The sequence below is a fragment of the Methanomassiliicoccales archaeon genome, from assembly GCA_014361295.1.
In the GTDB taxonomy this organism is placed as follows: domain Archaea; phylum Thermoplasmatota; class Thermoplasmata; order Methanomassiliicoccales; family JACIVX01; genus JACIVX01.
On record JACIVX010000001.1, the window covers coordinates 1,554,558 to 1,577,044 of the forward strand.

Below are 22,487 nucleotides of genomic sequence, written 5' to 3' on the forward strand. Positions count from 1 at the left end.
AAGGCAGTAATCCTGGCCGGAGGGATGGGTACACGTCTCAGACCATTGACCAATCTGATGCCGAAACCGCTCATTCCGCTTCTCGATAAGCCGTTGATCTCGCATATCATCGACTCTCTTCCCGAATCGATCGATACAGTTTTTCTTGCTGTCAATTATATGAGGGATGTTTTGGAAGATTACTTCAAAAAAAATTCAGGGAAAAAAGTTATCCTTGTCGAGGAGCGAGAGCCGCTGGGAACTGGTGGTGCTTTGAAGAACGTTGGTCGCTATCTCGACGATACATTTGTCGCGTGCAATGGCGACATCATCTCATCGATCGATATCGCATCGATGGTCGAGGAACACCGCCTGAAAGGTGGAATCGGCACGATCGCCCTCTGGCATGTAGACGATCCAAGTGCCTTTGGCGTTGTTAGCTTATCGAAGGACAAAAGGATTGAACTTTTCCAGGAAAAGCCCAAACCGGGTGAGGCATGTTCGAATCTCATCAACGCAGGGATTTACGTTTTTGAACCAGAGATTCTCGATTGCATCGGGGATGGTTTTGTGTCACTGGAGCGTGAGGTTTTTCCGAAAATTCTCGATCGCGGTCTCTACGGTTATTCGTTCGATGGTTACTGGGTTGACTGCGGTGTGAGGGAAAATCTCCTTGAGGCGCAGAGAATACTTCTCAGTAAAAGAGGTGAGGTCCGCTTGGACTCGAAAATCGATGCTCAGGCAAAAATCATTCCCCCGAATTTTATGACTAATGCTGAGATCGGTTCTGCGACTGTCGGTCCCGGTGTCTGCATTTGCGGTCGTTCAGTGGTTCATGATGGGGCGCAAATCTCGAATAGTCTGCTGATGGAAAACAGTGTCATTGGAAGGGGAGCTGTCGTGAGGAATTCGATCATTGGGCCGAACGCAAGAGTGGATGATGGAGAGACCGTGGAGAATTCAATCTTGGTCTGACTTCGAATCTGATGGTGGATTGTTTGCATAGACCACATTCGCATCGGCGCGGATTTTCCCTGGCAGGATCTTATACAGATAGTCCAGATATTATACAAATTTCGAAACAAGTTACATATTTATCTTGAAAACCGTTTCAGGTAACGCGTACCAGGGACCGAAATGAGTTACATCGACACAATACTCAACATTATCAGCAAAAAGTCGTTTCGGAAGGGCTGGAACGCTTTCATTATTTTCTTTTTCCTCGTCTTTGTCATACTTCCAACCGTCTATATTCTTTCATATGTCTTCACACACTGGAGCGCGATTGAAACCAATGTACTCAGCGACCGTGAGACGATCAATATCATCCTCAGTTCGATTGCCGCCTCGTTTGAAATCGCAACGATCGTGACCGTTGTCGATTTCATTGTCGGCCTTCCGCTCGCATGGCTCCTCGTGCGCAAGGAGTTCAGAGGTAAGAGGTTTCTTGACACGCTGATTGATATGCCGCTTGCTGTTCCGACCGCCGCGCTCGGTTTCTCGAGCGCCATCTTCTGGGCAACGACGCCCCCCTCGATCGAGGCACCGCCTTTTGCACTCGGAGCAGTCTCATCGCCGATGCTCCTTGTCATCCTCCTGCATATCGTTTTCTCTTATCCCTACATGGTAAGATCCCTTGCAGCGATTCTCGAACAGATTGATGTCACATACGAAATCGCAGGCCAGACACTCGGTGCAAGCAAGCTAACCGCGGCAAGGACGATCACCCTTCCGCTTTTCAGGGCTGGTCTCGTGACGGGTATCATTCTTTGTTTTTCGCGCAGTCTTAGCGAAACAGGCGGAACGATGATTGCCCTCGCGACGATGGCGAATGCGGCTGGGTTTAACACAGGACCAACTCTCATAGGTGAATGGAAGAAACTATCGGTGACTCATCCTGAACTGATTCCGCAGCTATCGTTCGTCAGCATTTTGCTCATCATTATCGCACTCATTCTTCTTGCGATATTGAAGGTCATCGTGATGAAAGTAAGATTGCCTTTCGGGAAGGTCTGGCCGCGACCAGAAAAAATTTTGAGTCGGGGCTTCGCCCCGAAATTGAAAGACGCTCTTTCTCTCATTTTTCTTCTTTTCTTTGTTTTGCTTCCTTCTTTTTTCATTTTTTCATATGTTGCAACGGCTTCACCATCGGGTGGTGACTGGGGTGGATTCTGGAGCAGTCTCTTTTATTCCTTTGGAATCGCATTTGTCGTGACCCTTATCGACCTCTCCTTCGGCATTCCGCTTGCGTTTTTCATCGTGAGAAGTGAATCAAGAAAAATATCAAGCGTGCTCGACGTCCTTGTTAATGTGCCGTTGATCGTTCCAACGGCAGCACTAGGGTTTTCCCTTGGCCAATTTTATAGCGATCAACCTTTCATTCCCGCCGTTCCAACTTTGCTGATTATCATGGCCCACGTTGCTTTCACTTATCCGCTCGTCGTCAGGAATGTTGCTGGTGCGATTGAAGAGATTGACCCCTCGTATGAAGAAACGGCGAGAACGCTCGGCGCCAAACCGATCCAGGCATTCCGTCGCGTGCTTTATCCAATGATCAAGAGCTCCATTCTCGCAGGTTCGATTATGGCCTTCACGAGAAGCCTTGGTGAGACTGGGGCTACGCAGGCGGTTGTTAGCGAGGCGTTGACAGCGCCTGTTTATATCGTTGAGCTTGTGAAAGGCCAGGAATACTACCTTGCCGGTCTAGCTTGCATCGCACTCATTTCCGTATCTTATGCTGCGATGCTCCTGCTGCGGTATCTGACGAGAAAGAAAGGGAGGAGCGTCTAAATGCCAGAGATACGACTAGAATGTATCAAGAAATCGTATAGTTCAACTCAGGCTCTTGATAATCTCGATCTCACCGTTCATAACGGTGAGTATCTGTGTCTTCTTGGACCCACGGGAGCTGGCAAAACGACGACATTGAGGATTATCGCTGGTCTTACTACTCCTGATTCTGGGAAAATTTATTTCGATGACAGAGAAGTGACGCATGTCGAACCAGAGGAACGCAAGGCGGTCTTTTTATCTCAGACATACTCACTTTTCCCTCATATGACGGTCGCAGAGAATATCGTTTTTGGGCCGAATATCAGAGATTGGCCAGATGAAGTAAAAAAGCGGACACTGGCTGAGATGCTTGACCTCGTTCGTCTCTCGCGCCGAGCCGATGCTTACCCGAGAGAATTAAGTGGGGGGATGCAGCAGCGCACAGCACTCGCGAGGGCACTCGCATCGGGTGCGGAAGTTCTCCTCTTAGATGAACCACTTCGGGCTCTCGACGCGCGGCTGCGATTGGGTCTGCGACGAGAGCTTCGTTCCCTTGCAAAGTCTCTCGGCATCACGACGATTCATGTGACTCATGATCAAGAAGAAGCCCTGGTCATGGCCGATCGAATCGCAGTGATCAGGAAAGGAAAGATCGCACAGATCGGAACCCCCGAGGAGGTTTTTGATTATCCCAATTCGCCATTTGTGGCGAATTTTGTCGGCCAGTCGAATTTCTTTAGAGGTGTTGTCGTCAGCAGCAATGATGTGACTCTTGTTAAAGATAAGCAGGGAAGGACGATGCCAGCTCGACACTCGCATTATAAAGCGGGCGAATGTGTTGTCATCGCGGTTAAGGTTGGCAACACCGAGATCGTGAAATCTGAGGATGGTTATTTGACTGGCGCGGTCGAGCGAATTCTGTTCGAAGGGCGCAATCTTTTTGTGGATATCTCGATCAAGGGAATGGGACGATGCTCGTCAAAGATACCGGCGAAGTTCCTCGACAGAATCAAGGTGGGAGACGAGGTCGGTATACGCTGGGATGCCGAAAAGGCCTCTATCTTTTCACTCGAGAAATGCAACCTTGATGAGGAGTTGAAGGTGGAATGAGATGCCGACGGTGGAATTGAGGAACGTCACGATGAAATGGGGACGCGTCATTGCAGCAGAAAACGTTAATCTGAGAATTGAGGACAGGGAATATGTGACGATCCTCGGCCCTTCTGGGTGTGGTAAGACAACGCTCGTAAAAATCATCGCCGGCATTCTCGAACCCAGTTCTGGCGAGGTGTTCATTGATGGCAAGAATATGAGGGGTGTGCCAATAGAAGAACGCGATATCGGTTACGTTTTTCAAAACATCGCGCTTTTCCCGCATCTCGATGTTTATGAGAATGTCGCTTATAGTCTCCGGGTCAAGGGCGCTGATCGAAACGAATTGGAAAAAATCCCGCATCAGTATCTCGATCTTGTCAAATTGCTCGACAAGATGAAGATGTTCCCTTCTTCCCTTTGTGGTGGCGAGCAACAAAAAGTTTCGCTTGCGCGCGCTTTATCGACAGGGGCTAAACTGCTTCTTCTTGATGAACCGCTTTCGGCGCTCGATGCGAGGGTCAGGGTTGACCTCAGATATGAACTTAGAAGACTCGTTAAGTCCCTTGGTCTCACAGCACTTCATGTCACACATGACCAAGAAGAGGCGATGAGTGTTTCAGACAGAATTGTCGTAATGAGAAGCGGGAAAATCGTTGAAATCGGGACGCCGATGAAAATTTATACAAGGCCTGAAAATATTTTCACGGCGAATTTCATCGGCGAAACGAATCTGCTTGAGGGTTGGGTAACACGTGCTTGTGAAAACGAGACGGAGGTTGAACTGAGAGACGGAACGGTGATCGCTGCCTCCCCTTCAAATTTCAGGGAGGGCGATGCCGTCGTTGTCTCAGTCAGGCCAGAAAATCTCTTTTCCTCTGAACACGGAATCCAGGCAGTCGTTACCGATATGAGGTATATCGGCACATTCATTCGTGTGATTGCCAAGGCAAAAACAGAGGAAACCATTGAATTTGACATTCCAACGTCAAAAAAACGTGAATATAATATTGGGGATGAAATTCATTTATCATTCGAAAAGGACTCGGCGCTCGTGTTCGCAAGGGGTCCGGGCGGAATCGAGGAGGCGATAAGTCTTGAGTGAAAAGAGATCACTGTTGGATTGGTTCAGTAGGCGTCGTGAGTCTGTGGTGATGAACGGAATCAGAAATCATGCGCTTCGCGTGAGCGACACGATCGCGGAGCTCAACAGGGCGATTGCGGCAATCGGCAATGGTGAAAGGACGAAGGCGCTTGAGGCGATACAGAGACTTCTCGTCTCCGAAAAAGAAGCAGATTTTTATGAGTCGACGATCAGCGAAGAGCTCAGCAAGGGCGATCTCGATGCGAGGGAAAGGGAAGATTTGATGCATCTTGTGCGCAGGATGGACTATGTGGCGGATTGGGGCAAAGAGGCGGCATTGAATCTACAGATGATTATCGAAGCAGGCGTGGAAGTGCCGAAGTCTCTTTGGGAGAAGTACCATGCGATGACGGCCGAACTCGAGCGGGCCACACGGATGCTGAAAATGAGTATCGACAACCTTGGCGTCAACGAGGAGGAGGTTGTTAAACACGAGCGTGAGGTTGAGACTGCAGAACATAATCTTGATGAGATGTATTTCGACACAAAGAAGCAGATTCTTTTTGCGCAAATGGATCCAAGAGCGATCTTTCTTATGAGGGACATTCTGCATGGAATCGAGAATTCGGCTGACAGCTGCAAAGATACAGCGGATATCATACATATTCTTCTAACGGCCGAACAGCACCGGGCAAGGTAAGGGATCATCGGTGATGCGTAGACTCTTCGGGACAAACGGCGTACGGGGAATTGTCAACTCGGAAATGAGTATCGAGCTCGCAATGGATCTAGGTAGGGCAATAGGCACTGCGCTTGGAGGAAAGTTAGCGATCGGAATGGATTCGCGCATCTCGGGAGAAATGCTCAAATGTGCAGTATCTGCAGGGTTGATGTCAACAGGGGTGAGGGTGTTCGATCTTGGCATTCTCCCGACGCCAGCACTCCAGTACTATGTTAAAGCAAGAAAACTCGATGGTGGCGTTGTGATAACGGCTTCTCATAATCCACCGGAATTCAACGGAATCAAGTGTATCGCGGCAGATGGCACAGAAATGGCAAGAGAGGATGAAGAGAGAATCGAGAAGATCTTTTTTGACCGCTCCTTCGCCGTCAAAGAATGGGACACGGTTGGATCATTACACCATCAATCAAACGCCCCCAATCTATATCTTGACTCGATTGCAGGACATGTTGATCGGGATGCGATTCGAAAGGCGTCGATGACGGTTGTCGTCGATTGCGCAAATGGCGCGGGCTCCATCACAACACCCCGGCTTCTCGAATCACTCGGGGTTCGAGCTATCACACTCAACTGCAACCCACAGGGCACTTTTCCAGGTCGACCGAGTGAACCAACGGAAGAGAATCTTTCGGATTTGATTGCGCTTGTGAAGAAGACCTCTGCAGATCTTGGAATTGCACATGACGGCGATGCTGATCGAACCATTTTCATCGACGAGAACGGGAAATTTGTGCATGGCGATCGAAGTCTTGCGCTGATCGCGCGAAGTATTGTTAGGTCAAGAGGAGGAGGGCTCGTCGTCACACCTGTGAGTACTTCGCGGTGCGTTGAGGACGTGGTGATTGCTGCAGGCGGACAAATAAAATACACGAAAGTCGGCGCTCCAATCGTCGCGAGGGAAATGAAGAGCACTGGTGCGGTCTTCGGTGGCGAAGAGAATGGTGGCTTGATATTCCCTGAGCATCAGTATTGTCGTGACGGTCTCATGACCGTTGCAAAGATGCTAGAGATAGTATCGAAGGAAGGGAAATTATCAAGCCTCTTGGATGAAATACCACGGTACTCTCTGATCAAGGGGAAGGTCGAATGCAGAAATGAGATTAAGCAGGATGTTATGGCACAACTATGCAATCGCTTTCGCGAAAAGACGATCGACACGACGGATGGCATCAAAATTTTCTTCGACGATGGCTGGGTGCTGATCAGACCGTCCGGTACCGAGCCGATTTTTCGTTTGATCGTCGAGGGTATGACTGAGGCAGATGCGAAGCACTATTTCGCGGAATTCAAAACGATGCTTCGTGAGATCATTCAAAGAGTCAATGATTGAGTTCTAGCCCTTGACCTACGCCTATATCAATGCCTGAATGATGAAAATGAGGCCGAAGACCAAGAAGACAGCACCGCTGGCGATTTTTATGTATTTTCGATCGACCCTCTTGCCGATCTCGCCGCCAAAAAAGACCTCGATGAGCGTGATGAGGGCGAATGCCGCCATCGCACCAGTAAACACAAAGAAGCCTGCACCAGACTCAGCAGACAGAGCGATGATAGAAAGCTGTGTCTTGTCTCCGAGCTCCATTAGTGTCACGAAAATGAATGAGCCAAGAAGACCGCCCATCCGCTCGTATTTCACCTTTTCAATCCTCTCCTCTTTTTCAGGTAGGAGTAGCATTAAGAGGCCCGCAAGAATAAACAAGGCGCCTGCCGCGATCTCGATGATTTCTCTCGAAATAATTTCGAAAAGGGCATCTCCGATCAAAACGCCGATAGCGGAGACGGTTCCCAGAGCGAGCATTGCCCCGATAAAGACCGACTGGCGGGAATGTTTTGAGGAGAGGGTAATGACGGCGATCATCGTCTTGTCGCCGATCTCCGTCAGTGCGATCAGAATGAAGGCGGAGATAAGCGGTGCAAGATCCATTTGATCACCGCAACGATCGTTGTTTCCACACGACCGCGATCACTTCTCTCATCATCCTGGCCGCGAGAGCAGCGGTGTTCCCGTTATCATATGGTGGCGAAACTTCGCTCACATCAAAGCCGACGAGTTTGGGGGCAACGATGTTAAGGCATTTCTTCACATCATAAGGGGAAAGACCGAAAGGTTCTGGCGTTCCAGTCCCAGGAGCGTAGGCCGGATCGATGCCGTCGATGTCCAGAGAGAAGAAAATCCTATCTTTTTTTATCAGGCTCAATGCCTTCCTGAACGCCTCTTCGACCCCCATCTCCCTGATCGTGAAGGCATCGAAGTATTTTGGCATCCTATCTCCTATTTCATCGGAAGAAATCGAACGGACGCCAAAAACTACAACATTATCTAATCCAACATGTTCAGAAATTCTTCTGGTGACGCAGGCGTGGCTGTTTTTTAGGCCTAGATAGCTTTCCCGATAGTCGAGGTGTGCGTCAATTGTGATGACACCGATGTCGTCAAATGACCTGACCGTCGGTATTGTCACTGAGTGCTCTCCGCCTATGAAGAGAGGGAATTTCCCAGCCTTTACAATCTTCTTTGCAACTTCGAGAACACCGTCGACCATATCGTCAACAGTTCCCACTTCCTCGAAGTCGCCAGCATCGTGTATAGGGATATCAACGAGGTCAATCCCATGCTCGAAAAGTAGCGTCTCGAAGTTGTAAGAGGAGATTCTTATTGCGTTCGGAGCATACCGAGCGCCTGGGCGGAATGAGGTTGTCCGGTCGAATGGGATGCCCATGATGACAAATGATGCGTCATCAAAGGAAGCGTTCGCATCCGCGAACCGCAGATTTGAAATATTCATATCAGACCCTGGTGATCTTTCTCTTACCCATTGCAACGAGGTACATGACCTCCTCGCCAGGTTTCAATTGTCCCTTAAGTTCTTCTGGAATATGTAACTGAAAATTCTCGTATGTCTCAAGGTCCATGAGCTGTGCCTCATCGCCGACGATCGCTAGAACCTGCGCTTTTCTCTTGTCAATAATAGGCACCTGGACTTTGTGTTTCACAGGATGAACAATACTTCTCTTTTGTTCATCAAATATCCCGATCGCATCGATTCGAGCTTTCGCTTCGCCATGCTTCCCTGGCTTTGATGTCGTGATTGAAATGATCTTGCATGGTTCATCATCGATGAGGATGTACCTTCCTTCTTTGAGTTCCCTTACTTCAGCCTGCGTCCATGTCATGTCTATCAGCCATTGGTAACAGAATGCGATTTAAATAGTTTGCTCATGTCAGCGTTTGCCGTGCGGTTTCTTCGGCGGTGCCGGATATTTATCTTCAATTTCCTTTTTCCTTCTATCCAGCTCTTCAACAAGTCGATCGCCGATGAATTCTCCTCGCCAGTAATCGACTCTTGCCGCAATCGTGATTTTCGATGCGAGGGAGCGCGCGATCTTTCCCCTATGCCAGTAGGGAGCTCTGTGAACGGCAGGATGCTGATATATAATCCCATGTTTCGGCGGCTTCTTATGATTTTTCAAATGAAGAAACATTGCTTTTTCCGCACCGAGCAGTTGAACAGTGCTGGACGGAAGTTTCGACAGCCTTTCAAGACTTCCTGCAAGAGAGATCAGTCTGGCAGCAAGGTTGGCGGAGAGCAGTGTTGTCAGATTCGGTGCGATTTCTTCCATTTTGCGGGAAATGTAGTTTTCAAAGTGTTCTTTTGTGTCGTAAAGTTTGAGAATTGAGGAGGCGAGCATTCTGATCGCATCGAGATCTTCATCTAGCATTTCTCCTCCAATTGATTCGATTTCGACGCCAATTTCCTCTATTATGCTCTCACGCCTGCCGTGCCTGGCAATGAGATCAGTGTATTTCTTCTCTTTCGCATAATCGTTGAGCTCAGGGAAATGAAGGCCATACCATTCGTGCAGCCTTTCGCTCATCACGTTGATTGATTCATTGATGTCGTCGATCGCCCTGATTGCCTGCACGATTAACCGATCAGGTTGAACTGATTCTCTCGTTCTCAATTTGCCCAATTCAACCATCGCTTCATGCATCAGTGTCTCTGAAAATGAGAAATCTTCTGGCTTGATGAAGGAAGTGTCAACATACACCGGCTTTCCCAGCTCAGCGAGTCGAATATCAGCGACCTGCACTCTTTTTTGAGCGAGTTCTCTCTCTTCCGGTAAAATTTCACCCTTCTGGATAGAGGCGAGCTTCTGTGCGATGGTCTTCGGATTTTTTTCGAAGAGGATGTATTTCTTGATTTTCTGTCCGTCGCAAAGAAAAACCCCGAACCATTTCGTAACGAGAATCATTGGTAGTGAATATCCACGCTCCCTATTCTTTTTGTTGTCACTTTTTCGTATTGATCGCCTTCAACGCCTCTTCCGGCAGTTCTTCGACTTCACCGAAATGCGTCAGGTGAACCTGAATCGTTGCGAGGAATTCGAGTGTTTCAAGGCGCAAGAAAGCTTCCTCAAGATTCGAACCAACGGACAAAGCGCCGTGTTTTTCCAGCAGACAGGCATTGTTGTCGCCGATCATTGCCGCGACGCACTCACCGAGATCATGTGTGCCCGGCACTCTGTATGGGATGAGCGGCACTTTTCCGAGTACAAGAGGACCCTCAGGTGTCAATGCGGTTTTCAGAGGTACGCCAGCAACTGCGAGTACAGTTGAGTATATGGGATGGGTGTGGATCACCGCTCCAACATCTTTCCTTCTCTCGTAAATCGCGATATGCATGGGGGTTTCGATGGACGGTTTTCCCTTTCCAGACGCCTTTCCATCTTTTATCGTTACGATCAGAATTTCATTTTCTTTCAGAAAACCCTTGCATCGACCAGAGGGTGTGATGAGTATGCGATCATCGTCAACTCTCGCGCTGATATTGCCTGCCATGCCCGTGTTCAAACCTCTTTCGTAAAGCAATCTTCCGTACCTGACTATCTCTTTTCTCAGCTTTTCTTCGATGGTCATTCATCTCATCTCTTTATTTTCATTTTAGAGATCTCAGACGGCTTGAGAATGCCGATCTCTGTGATGAATCCGGTCACATACTTGTTCGGGGTCACATCGAATGCTGGGTTGAGCGCGCTTGCACCCTCAGGTGCAATTCTTCGTCCTTCTATTTCCATTACTTCATCCTCGCTTCTGCTCTCAATAGGTATCTCGTCCCCGCTTTCGATGGAGAAATCGAATGTTGAAACGGGTGCTGCGACATAGAAAGGTATTCCGAGCTCTTTGGCAAGGACCGCTTTTTCGAATGTTCCAATTTTATTCGCAAAATCCCCATTTGACGCGATTCTGTCGGCGCCGACGATGATAACATCAACATCTTTTTTCATGTAATGTCCAGAAGCGGCATCGGCGATGATCGCGTGGGGAATTCCCTCATTCAGCAGCTCCCATGAGGTGAGTCTCATACCTTGGAGACGAGGTCTTGTTTCCGAAACATAGACAAAAAAATTTTTTCCTTCGTCGCGTGCAATGCGGAGCGGTGCGAGGGCCGTACCAACATCGACAGAAGCGAGAGCCCCTGCGTTGCAGTGGGTCATCACCTTAGAATTGTTTTTTATGAGCGATGAGCCGTGTTTTCCAATTCTTTTGCATTTTTCAACGATCGCATCGGCATAAGCATTTGCGGCCGTGATAGGATCTTTGCCGGATGCGATGGCGTTGAGCATGTAGTCGATCGCGTAAAAAAGATCGTTTGCAGTCGGACGAGTTCGTCTCAACATATTCGTTGCTGTTTCCAAATTGTCACCACGAAGAGCACCAAGAGTTAGACCGTAGGCAGCTGCCGCACCGATTGAGGGAGCGCCTCTGATCGTCATATTCCTTATCGCCTCGGCCACTTCGCTGCATTTGTAAAATGACAAAATTTTGAATTCGAGGGGAAGTATTCGCTGGTCGATCATCTTTACCTTATTATTCTCGAACCATACCGCTCTCACTTCAGTCAGCTTTCCTTCAACAATGACCCTCAAGCTCTCACATCCTGAAATTGACCTCGACTTAGAAAAAATATTGGTTTCATCAAGGTGGATATATGCTCCACCCGGAGACAACATTCTTTCTGGATATATTTTGTCAAAAATAGTAAATACCCAGCATCTTCAAATTTATCGATTGTTTAATGTGGATGTACCATCCAGCGAGGGAATGATTCTTATACTCCTTCAGGAGTGTAAAATATGAATTTCCTCATGTCAGATTCATCCATAATGCAGAACACTGGTGATGTAGTAATGGATCGTTTCTTCCAGGTCTATTTGACTTCAAACGGTCTGAAGCAAATCTCAAATCCTCTGCGTCAAAGGATTCTGAGCGAATTGCAAGATAAAGAGCTGAGCCTTAGCGACATCGCGAACATCACAGGTAAAGCGCAGTCAACGATTTCTGGACATCTGGAAGAACTGGTCAGAGAAAAACTGATTGCATGTAGGGAGGATCCGACCGACAGTAGAAGGAAAATTTATCATTTGATATCAAAACCCATCGGCTCCTCGACTAGCCCGAGAGACGATTTAAAAGATGCTATCGGAAAAACGATCGCAGGATCAATCGGCATGCCGAGCACTTTTCTCAAAGGGGTTATCAGGTCGATCATTCTTGGCATGGAGTCAATAGGACTTAGAATGGAGCCGATGCTCAAAGACATCGGAAAGATGATTGGGACGGAGATTTCGAAACGGATGAAATCGAATTCTCTTGAAGAACTTATCAAAGAAATTCAGGAGTTTTACGAAACACACGAGCTTGGTGAGGTCTGCGTTTACTCAGTTAGACCTCTTGTATTGATCATCAGAGATGAATACAATTGTCATCGAATGCCTGAGACCGGAAGGAGCTTTTGCATTCTTAATGAGGGAATCATTGGAGCAATCCTCGAGAACCGCACGGGCATGTGTTTAAACATCGTGGTCGATGCGGAGTGCCTTGCGAGTGGCTACAGCCATTGTAAATATTTAGTCGAACCAGCATCAAAAAGCCATGCCTGATCTGCCGATCGAAATAGATTCAACAGCTCAAAGTGACGCAAGTTCGAGAATGACCGATGACCTTTTAGTATCGCTGAAGTAAATCTTTCGAGTTTTTGTAAAAAATAAATAGATATCGGGGCGCGAAGCCCCTGCATTTTTCTGAGTCCACAATCCGATTATGGCGTGTATTTGAATGGATGCCTCACTGATTCTTTCTGATAGAAGATCTCGTCGAGCGTCGGTCTTCCCTCGATTGCTTTTCTGATCGCATATCTCGCCGCCTTGTAATTGTTGACCTTCACCCTGTGCCTGTTGGCAGCTGCGGGGTGAACAAAAACATTCGCGAGGAGAACGATGTCGTCGAGGATCTCCTTCGGCAGGAAACCGTCCTGGATGCTCGCCTCGATGGCCCATTTGAGTCCAGCGACGGCGTGAACATACAGCAGCTCTTCCTGTTTCTTCGTTCTCGGCGTGACTGTCGGGACAAGTAAGGTTTTAGGCAGATCGTGAACGATTCTCATCTTTCCCTGGCCTGCGTCGGCTTGGAGTGCTCTCTCGATCGCAATGTCGACCGGTCCTCCTTTGATACCGATCAACAGGTCTGTGTGGGCAATTTCGTGATAAGGCGGCCCAGCATAACCTTCGCCGACTTTAAGCGAGAAATTCTCAACGACCGTGGGTGTTTGAGGTGTCGCGGGAACTCTTGTGATTATTTTTTTGTCTCCGAGAATGTAAGTGGTCTCCCTCGGCTTGATCTTACCTAGGATTTCCAGTTCGATTCTCATCTCCTCTCTATCCTCGTGCCTGAATGCGTCTCCAGGCATCGTCGGTCTTCGCGAATATCCGACATCGATGCCCATCATCCACAGCCCTTCCTTGACTGCTTGATTTCCGCTGGTCCTCGCGATGATCCTGACGAGTTTCTGGATCTTCTGTTGAAGCTGTCTCGCCTCTTCGATTTCACCCCTTTGGACATGCTGATAGATTTTCTGCCAGATATCAGGAATGAGATTGGCACTTGCGAGTATCAGTCCGTCCGCACCGCTGAGCAGTGCAGCAGTTCCCACCTCGTCGTAACCGCAGAGAATATTGATTTTTCCTCGTATCTTCTCGAAGAGCGCGGTCATGTAAGGCAGATCGCCACTCGAGTCCTTGACACCGATAACATGATCCAGGTACGCAAGTCCTTCTGTTGTCCACCACTGCTGGTGCATGCCGGCGCATTGTGGAATGTTGTACAGGATAATCGGAAGGCCAACCTCGTTGACCGCGTCAAAATGCTCGTAGATCTCCTTCCACGTTGGGTTGAAATAATAAGGAGTGACAACGAGCGCCGCATCCGCCCCCATATCCTTTGCTCTCTGCGTTAACTCGACGGTCGCCTTCGTGCTGCTCGCACCTGTACCAGCAATCACAGGGACTCTCTTGTTGACCTGATCAATGACGATCTCAAGTGTCCTTAGTCTCTCTTCATCCGTCAGATAAACGAATTCCCCTGTCGTTCCAGCAACGACGAAACCGTTGACATCCTTGATGAGAAAATCAACGAGATTCCTCAGTGCTTCCTCGTCGATCGTTTCATCCTTCTTGAAAGGTGTCACGATCGCTGGATAGATCCCCTTTAACCATTCAGCCCTGGGCATTCACATCACCCCCCTTCCGAACGCCATATCAATCGCGCGCACCGTCGCATCGTAGAAGTTTTTGTAAAGGATCCCCCGTTCGAGAGCATTTGGATGCACGAAAGCTTTAACGAGCATTACATGCGTGTCGATGATATCTTTCGGGATCACATTCATCTCTACCTTATCTGCAATCGCTTTCGCGATTCCTGCCTGGGCTGGACCGTACATGATGTTTGCCTGACGGAGGTTCTTGAGTTCGACCGTTGGAACAATTAGGCAACTCGGCTTCGCGGATAGATTCGGTTCAAGGATCGCTGGCAGTGCTTCATATCCCCTTCTGAGATACACGAGTTGGCTTGCGAATGCGACGCCGACAGCCCCGTCTTTCGGACCGGCAACGAGGTCGACGCGCACCTTGTTGATGCCAGTACCAGCGGACGCACTTCCAATGTAGATCATATTATTGCTGAGTTCAGCTGCAGAAATTCCGATATCTTCGAATCTCTTCTCGAGGGGGAGTTCAGGGGCTTCGACTGGCGGCTCAGACACTGGAATCTTGCCGATTTTCTCGAGCTCGAGCCTGATTTCCTCTCGATCCTCGTGGAGAATCACACCGCCCTCCTTCAGGGGGCTCCTCGTCTTCCCCATATCGAGTCCCATGTACTTGAGCGCGATTTTGATTGGTACTGGCCCGCCGTACCTACAGAAAATTCTCGAGAGCTTTTGGACCTTCAACTGCTGTTTCCTCGCCTCCACGAGATTCCCCTCTCTGACGGCCCTGTAAACCTTCTGCCAGATATCAGGATAAATCTGTGCGCTCGCGAGAATCATCCCGGTGCATCCTCCTGCGAGCGCTGGAAGCACGACCTCATCATGACCGACGACGATATCGATCTTATCGCCAACCTTTTCGAGGACCTCCATTGTGTAAGTTAGATTCCCTGACGAATCCTTCAAACCGACGATGTTGTCGATCTCGGCGAGGTCCTCGATAACTCTCCTTGGAAGATAGCCACCGACTGTCTGCGGGATGTTGTACATGATGATTGGAATGTCAACTGCACGTGATAGCTGGTAAAAGTGTTCATAGATTCCTTTGTCGGAGGGATGAAGGAAATAAGGTGTGACGACAAGGCAAGCGTCAGCACCAGCGTCTTCGGCATACTTTGACAATTCGATGACGTTCCGGGTGCAAGGATCACCGGTTCCAGCAATGACCGGTTTCTTGCCATTCGCCTCGTCAATGCAGATGTCGAAAATTCGTTTCCTCTCTTCGTATTTCATGTATTCAAATTCACCGGTTGTACCGCATGGGACGAATCCGTCTACGTGGTCGAAAACACTTCTGATGAGAGCGCGAAAAGCCTCCTCGTTGACCTCCTCCTTTTTGTCAAAAGGCGTTACGAGAGCGGGATAAACTCCCTGGAGCCTGAATTTCTTGCTCATGAATTCAATCCTCTGCCTCTGCATGGGGAACGAGGGATATTAAATTAAGGTCTGTTGAGACAATCGAGCGATGATTTCCGAGTCGAATGAATCGAAGATGCTAGATAATAGAAAAAGCCAGGAAATTCGATTCGAATTCACTGTCGATTCATATAATTCTTGTTGCTGAAAGTGATCGGGTTTCTTATTCTTTTGATCATAAGATGGTGATGTGATTCGAATCGTCGATTCTCTGTGAAGCGAATGTACGCGCAGGCTAAGCTCGGTCGTGCTTCGTACTCGTGTTCGAAGGGATGCGTCAGACGACGGTGATCTTGCCATAGAGGGTTCTGCGTATCTCTTCATAATGGGTTCGATAGTATCTGACCGCTGCTGGCATGAAGTTGAGGACATCCTGGGCCGTCATCCCATCCTGTCCGATCACTTCTGCGGCCATATCGCCAGCGAGTCCGTGTATGAAAACGCCAGCTTTCACAGCTTCCTCGATCGGCAATCCAAGTCCGTACATCGCCGCGATGCTTCCCGTTAAAACATCGCCGCTGCCAGCTGTGGACATGCCTGAGTTGCCAGTCATGTTGATATAGACTCTGCCGTCCGGATAGCCTATAAATGAGATTCCTTCCTTCAGGACGATGATCGCATTCAGATCCTTCGTCGTCCTCTGGACAATGCCTATCCTGTCTTTCCTGATTTCGGAAGTCTTTATGCCAGTGATTCTTGACATCTCGCCTGTATGAGGGGTAAGAATTGTTGTTGTTTTCCTCTTTCTAACGCAGTCGAGATTCTTTGTGACGGCCGTGATACCGTCGCCGTCGATGAGAAGGGGTTTTTCGATTCTTTCAGTTAGCCATCTTACCAGCTCCTGTGTCTCCTCGTTCAGCGAAAGACCTGGTCCGACGATCACCATATCCATCCTGTTTGCGAGCTCAAGTAATGATTCCTTGTTCTCGAGTGCGATACTGCCGGTTTCGGTCTCTTTTTGAGGAATGATAACGATCTCGCTTCCCTTGCTGGCGATGAAGAATGATACGGAGATCGGTGTCGCGAGTCTTGAGTACCCTCCGCCAGCCTTGAGAAAGCTCATTGCTGAGAAATAAGGAGCACCGAGATACGCTCTGGCACCAGCAATGAACAGCATCTCACCGAAAGTTCCTTTGTGCGCATCCTGTTTTCTCGATGGGATCTCTTGAGGGATGCTGATCTCGACCTTTATTGAATCGTCATTATAAAGTGCTGGAGGAAATGAAATATGCGAAACGAACAGCTTTCCTGAGTGTTCGTATCCCGGGTGAACGACATTGCCGATCTTCGGAAGACCGAATGTAATCGTGTAATTTGCTTTCACTGCAACCCCCATGACGAGTCCGCTATCCCCACTTATGCCAGATGGAATGTCAACGCTGAAAATCGGCTTCTTGCAGCGATTGATGAGTTCGATGACTTCTTTGAAAATCCCCGTAACCTCTTTCGTAATACCGGTGCCGAGGATTGCATCGATGACTGCATCGCATTGTGCAATTGCCGAGGCAGCATCTTCAGCGGAGTTGATCACAACAATTTCCAAATTCCTTCGTTCGACCATTTCGAGGTTCTTTTTCGCAATCCCCTTGAATTCGTCTTTCTGGCGCAGCAGAAATACTTTGACTCTGCCTCCGCTTGAATCGATTTTTCTGGCAACAGCAAGACCGTCGCCACCGTTGTTGCCTGGACCGCAAAACACGACGAAATTCTTTCCCGCGACGCCATTCAATTCTCTCATAATGACTTCATAAACAGCAAGAGCTGCGTTCTCCATAAGTAGAAGCTCGTCAATCCCATATTTTTCAACGGCTTGTCGATCCATTTCTCTCATTTGAGCCACGGTGGTTACTTTCATCCTTTCCACCCGCTAAAGTCATGTCTTTCTTACCTTAAGTAGAAACTGCTCCTCTCTTTTAGAATTCAAGAATTATTGAAAAAAATCATTTATCTCATCACAGCGTTCGACAACAAATTATTTTTAAATGAGCTAAGGAGATGCTCTCAGGATTTGCTTTCCTGGATTCGAGTAATTATTATCCCGATGTGGATAAAGATTTTCGTTTCGTAGTTATGAAGGCTCGAATTGTCGATTTAGAAAACTTATCCAACGAAATGGAATTCTGGGGATTGCAAATGTCATCATCCAATTGAAAAGGTGAAGGTCAACAACTGCAAATGAGAAAGATTCAACGAGGAGAGTGTGCATGATGATTCTAAAAGAGGAGGACTCGAGATGAGTTCGATGCCCAATGAAGGTCTGCGTCGTCTTTCGGACAAGGAGATCGAACGGTACTCGCGCCAGATCGTTTTGGACAAGATCGGTTATCGCGGGCAGCGGCGGCTTATCGAAGCGAAGGTCTGCGTTGTGGGCCTAGGCGGTCTGGGATCCCCCGTCGTTTTTCAGTTAGCGGCGATGGGCATCGGTCATCTTCGTTTAGTCGACTGTGATGTCGTCGAGCTGTCGAACCTTCACCGGCAATACCTCTATGATGTTAACAACTTGGGTTATCCTAAAGTAGAAGTTGCGGCAAAAAAACTCCATGAGTTAAACCCAGAGATTAAGATTGAACCATTGACGGTTGCGGTGAATTCTGGCACGGCGGAAGACGTCATTAAAGGCATGGATGTTGTCGTAGACGGCTTGGATCGGATAACGCCGCGATATGCGATTAACAGAGCATGTATGAAAGCATCAGTTCCATATGTCTTCGGAGCGGCGATCATGACGTATGGCACCGTGAAGACTATAATTCCCCACGAGAGCGCATGTCTTGAATGCTTCCAGGGAGGTATCGAGGAGGAAAATGTTGAGAAATGCGCAGTCGTCGGTGTTCACCCATCGGTGTTAGGAATCATTGCGAGTGTCGAAGTCTCAGAAGTTGTTAGGATTGCACTTGGAGAAAAGCCTCAGCTGGCTGACAAGCTGTTCTGTTGTGATATTTGGGACATGAAATTCGACGAGATAGAGATCCAAAGGTCTGAGGACTGTCGAGTCTGTGGATCCAAGTCATCTTCGCCGCCAGTGCTGTTGAAAGAGCCTATGGTTACGGAGCTCTGCGCAAGGGATGGGAAGAGAAGTCTCCTCATCGCACCGAGACACGATCTCAACCTCAACATGAGGGAACTAAAGTCATACTTATTAGAAAAGAAAGCGGTGATCCAGATAAACGCAGAACTCGGTGTGACTTTCAGTCTTGATCCAGGCATAAAAGTCAGTTTTCTGAAGAGTGGGGTAGCGGTGATCGAAGGTATGGATGAGGTCGATAGTGCACTGGCCTTTTACGAGAAGATCATCATCGATGGGTTAGCGATTCCGAGGTCGCAAGTCTTTTATGATTGATCTGGCTGTTCGAATTTCGTTTGGAGCTTCAATGAGATTAACTGTTGGTTACGGTTGTCTACCATCTTGGATTAAGTGCAAGAATACTTGGCATGTTTTAATTTTGGCGAAATATCCGATCGAACTTCGAAATACCAATTGTCTAGAAGAAGACGGAAAAATGGGCTCACCCGGATTCGAACCGGGGAACTTCGCCGCTCTCAGTCATCAGATGACATGTGAGGGCGACGTCATAACCACTAGACCATGAGCCCAGAATCCGAAAAAGATCAATCTTCTATTAATGTTTGACGGTCTGCTTTATGCTGGCCATCATTCAGTAATAACCTGAGTCGCCCTGAACACACCATCGCTAAAGAGCAGAGAGAAGTACCCTGTCTTATGGTTCGTACTTCTGATCTTAACCGCCCTAATCCTGCGCTGAATGTCAGTCTCGCCAATTTCCTGCAGTTTCAAGCTAATGACGCCATCCGCAAGATATCCCTCGTCATATTTGTTTTCAAGCATCTTCTCTGGAGAGGTCTCGGATATGAGGAATGAAGTTACACCAAGATTCCTCAGCCATTCGAAGAGATAGAAGAGCTCTGTACGCCGGTTTTCACCCATCTGGGCAGCCATTTCCAACACATCGAGGGAGTCCACCACAAGTAACTCGTACCCGATGCTCCGTTTGAGGCTATCCGCATACATTTTGAAGACTTGCAGCCAAGTCCCCTTCGCGCTCAACTGGGTTAGACTTTTCCTGATGAGTCCGAGGTCTAATATATGAATAAACTCTTTTGCCCTCTCGTCATCCATTCCCATACTTGTCATCTGCTGCATCAGATTGTCTTTCGATTGCTCAAGTGTCATATAGACGCTTTTGATTCCGTTTTGCAATGCGTTGTGATAAAGGATGCTATAGGCAAGGGAGGACTTCATCGTTCCGGGTGTGCCTGTGATCAAAACAACCTGCCCCTTTGGAATACCTCCCTGAAGATTCTCATCAAAATTGTGGATGAAAGTCCGGACCCTTTCAATATGCACCATACTTTTCCATCCCGCAGATAGCGATTACGACATCTGGAATATTTAATCTTTCGTCACTATCTCACTCGCATCATTTATTTTAAGGGGAATCATGGCTGTTTACAATCGGCACAGATATGTTGAACCGCGACCCGTCATGCGAGAACGAAAAGAAGCGCGGATCGATGTTCGCGCCTCTCATCTTCATCACCCTTAACCAGCGCTGCATTCGTCCATGATCGAGTTCCTTCATATGGAGTTCGATCACCCCATCAGCTAGATAAACCTCGCTCTCCACGTTTTCAAGCAGTGAAGTGATCGGTTTTTCGGAAATTACGAAGACGGTAATGTTTAGCGATTTGAACCAGTCGAAAAGATCCTTCAAATCCTGCCTTGTGAATTGATAATCAGCTAGCGACTTGAAAGACTCTAGTGAATCGAGCACAAATAGCTGAAAGTCCCATTCCTTCTTGACATTGCTTACATATCTCATAAGGATACTGCGCCAGTCACCTCTCTCCTTGGCCATCCGCTTGCGTAAATCAATCATATCCACAACCATCAGCCTGTCTCTCGATTGCTCTCTCGGCATCCCTAATCGTTCCATCTGTCGAATCAGCGATTCTCGGCTTTGTTCAAGTGAAAAATACATGCTGTTAATGTTATCCAGGACGGCGCAGTTGTGAAGGATCGCATAAGTGAGTGTCGATTTCATCGTGCCTGCCGAGCCGTTAACAAGGACAACACTGCCCTTCGGTATTCCCCCATCGAGGGCCGCATCGAGCCTTTCGATATGCGTGCGGATTCTCACGTCGTCAGGCTTTTCTGGAAATCCGGCCCCGATCTGAACGTCGATTTCTTTCTTAAGCTCATCAATTATTTTACTAACATCCACAGTGCCAGCGACAATTTCTTTCGGCTCTTCGGTAATTCCTTTTTCAGCGGTTTTTGTCTCGCATGTAACCCTCCTTTCAAAAGAAGCCTCTGCTGCCCTCAGCTGTTGTTCAAGCTGCGAAAGCTTCTCAAACCTCTCTCGTAACTCCTCCTCCACCTGTTTTTTCATTCTGGCTAGTCCTTCTTCCAGCGCTTTTTGATAATCTTCTCTCAATGCGAGGAGTTTTTCAAATTCCTCTGTGCTGATTCTCATCTTCCTGCCAGAATCCGTCGAGATCTCGAGTTCCCTCATGCTTTTCTCAAGTTTTTCTGCAAGTGCATCGAGTTCCTTTTCCCTATCCCTTAGCACTTTTTCACGAGCGCGAAGCTCCGCTTCAAATTCCGTGCACCGCTTCATCGCTTCTTCCAGCGCACGATTATCTTTTTCGAGGGATTCGATCGCCTCCATCAATCGATTCTCTCTTTCCATCAGTTCCTTTTCCTTTTTGGTGATCTCCTTTTCCTTTTGGATCAACAGCTGCTTTTGTCTTGAAAGTGAAAGATATTCCGACTGTCCGAAGACAACAGGTATCTCTTCCTCACTGATGACCTTCTCAACAGTCACCGAAATTGGCAAAGTTTCTGATTGCGGCTCGATCGGCTTTAAAATCTCGCCGCATCGATCACATTGGATATCATCAGGTTTGATGCCTGCACCGCATCTCGGGCATTCGTAGCGCTTTTTCATTGATTCACCAGGCCTCATTCGCTGATGACTTTTGTTACCTGGAATTTGTTACCGCTAAACAGCAAGGTGTAGTATGAAGGATCGTGATTCGTCTCTCTCATTTTAACGCATCGAATGCGCCTTTGAGTCTCTACATCTCTGACAACTTGCATTTTCAGGGTGATAACCCCATCAGAGAGATATCCTTCGCCAAATGTACCCTCGAGAATCTTCTCAGGCGAAGCCTCAGAAATCAGGAAAACGGTGGCGTTGAGTTCCTTCAGCCACTGGAACAAGTAGAAAAGCTCCGTCCTCCTGTTTGATATTTCCGACATCGTTTCAAGCACATCGAGCGAATCGATCGCTAGCAACTCGTATTTCAGATTTTCGCTCAAATTCTGCAGGTAAGCTTTGAAAACCTGAAGCCACGAACCGGCACCAGAGATTTGTCTTAATTTCTTTCTGATCAAGCTGAGGTCAAGAACATGCAACTTGTCCTTGACGGGCTCTGTTGGCATTCCCATTTTTTCCATCTGTCGAAGGAGGCTTTCCCGCGATTGCTCCAAGGTTACGTAAACGCCAGTTTTCCCATTTTCAAGCGCGTGATGATAAAGAATGTAATATGTGAGAGAGGACTTCATGGTTCCAGGGGTGCCAGCAATGAGAACAATGTGTCCAGCGGGTATCCCACCCTCCAATATTTTGTCAAATCCGTCGACAAAGGTTCTGATCCTTTCGTTTGAACTCAATTGAACCCCTCCGAGCCGGCTCTCCGAACACCGTTCGGGCCGATCTATTTTCTTTCATACAGTGAATGATACTAAAAGATATTGGAACTTAGTATCACTCCTGAT

General features: G+C 48.0%; 20 protein-coding genes and 1 tRNA gene. 8 read left to right on the forward strand and 13 right to left on the reverse strand.

What is annotated here, in order from left to right; translation table 11 throughout:
* Nucleotides 1-24 precede the first annotated feature (24 nt).
* From H5T41_07750 to glmM, 6 genes are all read left to right on the forward strand, one after another.
* The gene (locus tag H5T41_07750) at nt 25-954 is read left to right on the forward strand and encodes an NDP-sugar synthase (GenBank protein ID MBC7108662.1); all 930 of its coding nucleotides are present in this window, start codon (nt 25-27) and stop codon (nt 952-954) included.
* A gap of 162 nt (nt 955-1,116) precedes the next feature.
* Nucleotides 1,117-2,769 carry an iron ABC transporter permease gene (locus H5T41_07755; GenBank protein MBC7108663.1) on the forward strand — a complete coding sequence of 551 codons (1,653 nt, stop codon included), beginning with the start codon at nt 1,117-1,119 and terminating at the stop codon, nt 2,767-2,769.
* The gene (locus H5T41_07760; GenBank protein ID MBC7108664.1) at nt 2,770-3,861 is read left to right on the forward strand and encodes an ABC transporter ATP-binding protein; all 1,092 of its coding nucleotides are present in this window, start codon (nt 2,770-2,772) and stop codon (nt 3,859-3,861) included. It abuts the gene before it with no gap.
* A gap of 1 nt (nt 3,862) precedes the next feature.
* Nucleotides 3,863-4,948, forward strand: a complete 1,086-nt coding sequence (locus H5T41_07765) for an ABC transporter ATP-binding protein (GenBank protein ID MBC7108665.1) — start codon at nt 3,863-3,865, stop codon at nt 4,946-4,948.
* The gene (locus tag H5T41_07770) at nt 4,941-5,627 is read left to right on the forward strand and encodes a DUF47 family protein (protein ID MBC7108666.1); all 687 of its coding nucleotides are present in this window, start codon (nt 4,941-4,943) and stop codon (nt 5,625-5,627) included. The genes H5T41_07765 and H5T41_07770 overlap by 8 nt, the downstream gene beginning before the upstream one ends.
* Nucleotides 5,628-5,640: 13 nt before the next feature.
* Nucleotides 5,641-6,999, forward strand: a complete 1,359-nt coding sequence (glmM, locus tag H5T41_07775) for a phosphoglucosamine mutase (GenBank protein ID MBC7108667.1) — start codon at nt 5,641-5,643, stop codon at nt 6,997-6,999.
* A gap of 21 nt (nt 7,000-7,020) precedes the next feature.
* On the opposite strand, the gene H5T41_07780 is transcribed toward glmM, so the two are convergent.
* Genes H5T41_07780 through mtnA form a run of 6 tightly spaced genes read right to left on the reverse strand, consistent with a single transcriptional unit; the run spans nt 7,021 to nt 11,597 of the window.
* Nucleotides 7,021-7,593, reverse strand: coding sequence for a TMEM165/GDT1 family protein (locus tag H5T41_07780; GenBank protein MBC7108668.1), 573 nt, complete (start codon nt 7,591-7,593; stop codon nt 7,021-7,023).
* A gap of 4 nt (nt 7,594-7,597) precedes the next feature.
* Entirely contained in the window at nt 7,598-8,455 is an 858-nt protein-coding gene (gene speB / locus H5T41_07785; GenBank protein MBC7108669.1) for an agmatinase, read from the reverse strand.
* A gap of 1 nt (nt 8,456) precedes the next feature.
* Nucleotides 8,457-8,843: a translation initiation factor IF-5A gene (locus H5T41_07790; protein MBC7108670.1), complete on the reverse strand. Its 387-nt coding sequence runs from the start codon at nt 8,841-8,843 to the stop codon at nt 8,457-8,459.
* A 48-nt stretch (nt 8,844-8,891) separates the two neighbouring features.
* On the reverse strand, nt 8,892-9,923 hold the full coding sequence (locus H5T41_07795; protein MBC7108671.1) for a ribosomal biogenesis protein: 1,032 nt from the start codon (nt 9,921-9,923) through the stop codon (nt 8,892-8,894).
* 37 nt (nt 9,924-9,960) lie between these two features.
* On the reverse strand, nt 9,961-10,587 hold the full coding sequence (locus H5T41_07800; protein MBC7108672.1) for a class II aldolase/adducin family protein: 627 nt from the start codon (nt 10,585-10,587) through the stop codon (nt 9,961-9,963).
* A 5-nt stretch (nt 10,588-10,592) separates the two neighbouring features.
* Nucleotides 10,593-11,597, reverse strand: coding sequence for an S-methyl-5-thioribose-1-phosphate isomerase (mtnA, locus tag H5T41_07805; protein MBC7108673.1), 1,005 nt, complete (start codon nt 11,595-11,597; stop codon nt 10,593-10,595).
* 237 nt (nt 11,598-11,834) lie between these two features.
* Between mtnA and H5T41_07810 the strand changes: the two genes are divergently transcribed.
* The gene (locus H5T41_07810) at nt 11,835-12,611 is read left to right on the forward strand and encodes an ArsR family transcriptional regulator (protein ID MBC7108674.1); all 777 of its coding nucleotides are present in this window, start codon (nt 11,835-11,837) and stop codon (nt 12,609-12,611) included.
* Between the two features lie 158 nt (nt 12,612-12,769).
* Here H5T41_07810 and dapA (H5T41_07815) read toward each other — a convergent pair whose 3' ends face one another.
* The 3 genes from dapA (H5T41_07815) to H5T41_07825 form a co-directional block, all read right to left on the reverse strand.
* A complete protein-coding gene (dapA, locus tag H5T41_07815; protein ID MBC7108675.1) occupies nt 12,770-14,236 on the reverse strand; it encodes a 4-hydroxy-tetrahydrodipicolinate synthase in 1,467 nt (488 codons plus the stop codon).
* Complete coding sequence (dapA, locus tag H5T41_07820; GenBank protein ID MBC7108676.1) at nt 14,237-15,664, reverse strand: 4-hydroxy-tetrahydrodipicolinate synthase; 1,428 nt, start codon at nt 15,662-15,664, stop codon at nt 14,237-14,239. It abuts the gene before it with no gap.
* 298 nt (nt 15,665-15,962) lie between these two features.
* Entirely contained in the window at nt 15,963-17,540 is a 1,578-nt protein-coding gene (locus tag H5T41_07825) for an NAD(P)H-hydrate dehydratase (protein ID MBC7108677.1), read from the reverse strand.
* Nucleotides 17,541-17,918: 378 nt separating this feature from the next.
* Here H5T41_07825 and H5T41_07830 point away from each other — a divergent pair, with 378 nt between their 5' ends.
* Complete coding sequence (locus tag H5T41_07830) at nt 17,919-19,025, forward strand: HesA/MoeB/ThiF family protein (protein MBC7108678.1); 1,107 nt, start codon at nt 17,919-17,921, stop codon at nt 19,023-19,025.
* A gap of 161 nt (nt 19,026-19,186) precedes the next feature.
* Here H5T41_07830 and H5T41_07835 read toward each other — a convergent pair.
* The 4 genes from H5T41_07835 to H5T41_07850 all read right to left on the reverse strand — a co-directional run bounded on the left by H5T41_07835 (nt 19,187) and on the right by H5T41_07850 (nt 22,382).
* Nucleotides 19,187-19,279, reverse strand: a tRNA-Val gene (locus H5T41_07835).
* A 58-nt stretch (nt 19,280-19,337) separates the two neighbouring features.
* On the reverse strand, nt 19,338-20,054 hold the full coding sequence (locus H5T41_07840; GenBank protein MBC7108679.1) for an AAA family ATPase: 717 nt from the start codon (nt 20,052-20,054) through the stop codon (nt 19,338-19,340).
* A gap of 79 nt (nt 20,055-20,133) precedes the next feature.
* Nucleotides 20,134-21,654, reverse strand: a complete 1,521-nt coding sequence (locus H5T41_07845; GenBank protein ID MBC7108680.1) for an AAA family ATPase — start codon at nt 21,652-21,654, stop codon at nt 20,134-20,136.
* A 14-nt stretch (nt 21,655-21,668) separates the two neighbouring features.
* On the reverse strand, nt 21,669-22,382 hold the full coding sequence (locus H5T41_07850; GenBank protein MBC7108681.1) for an AAA family ATPase: 714 nt from the start codon (nt 22,380-22,382) through the stop codon (nt 21,669-21,671).
* Nucleotides 22,383-22,487: the final 105 nt, after the last annotated feature.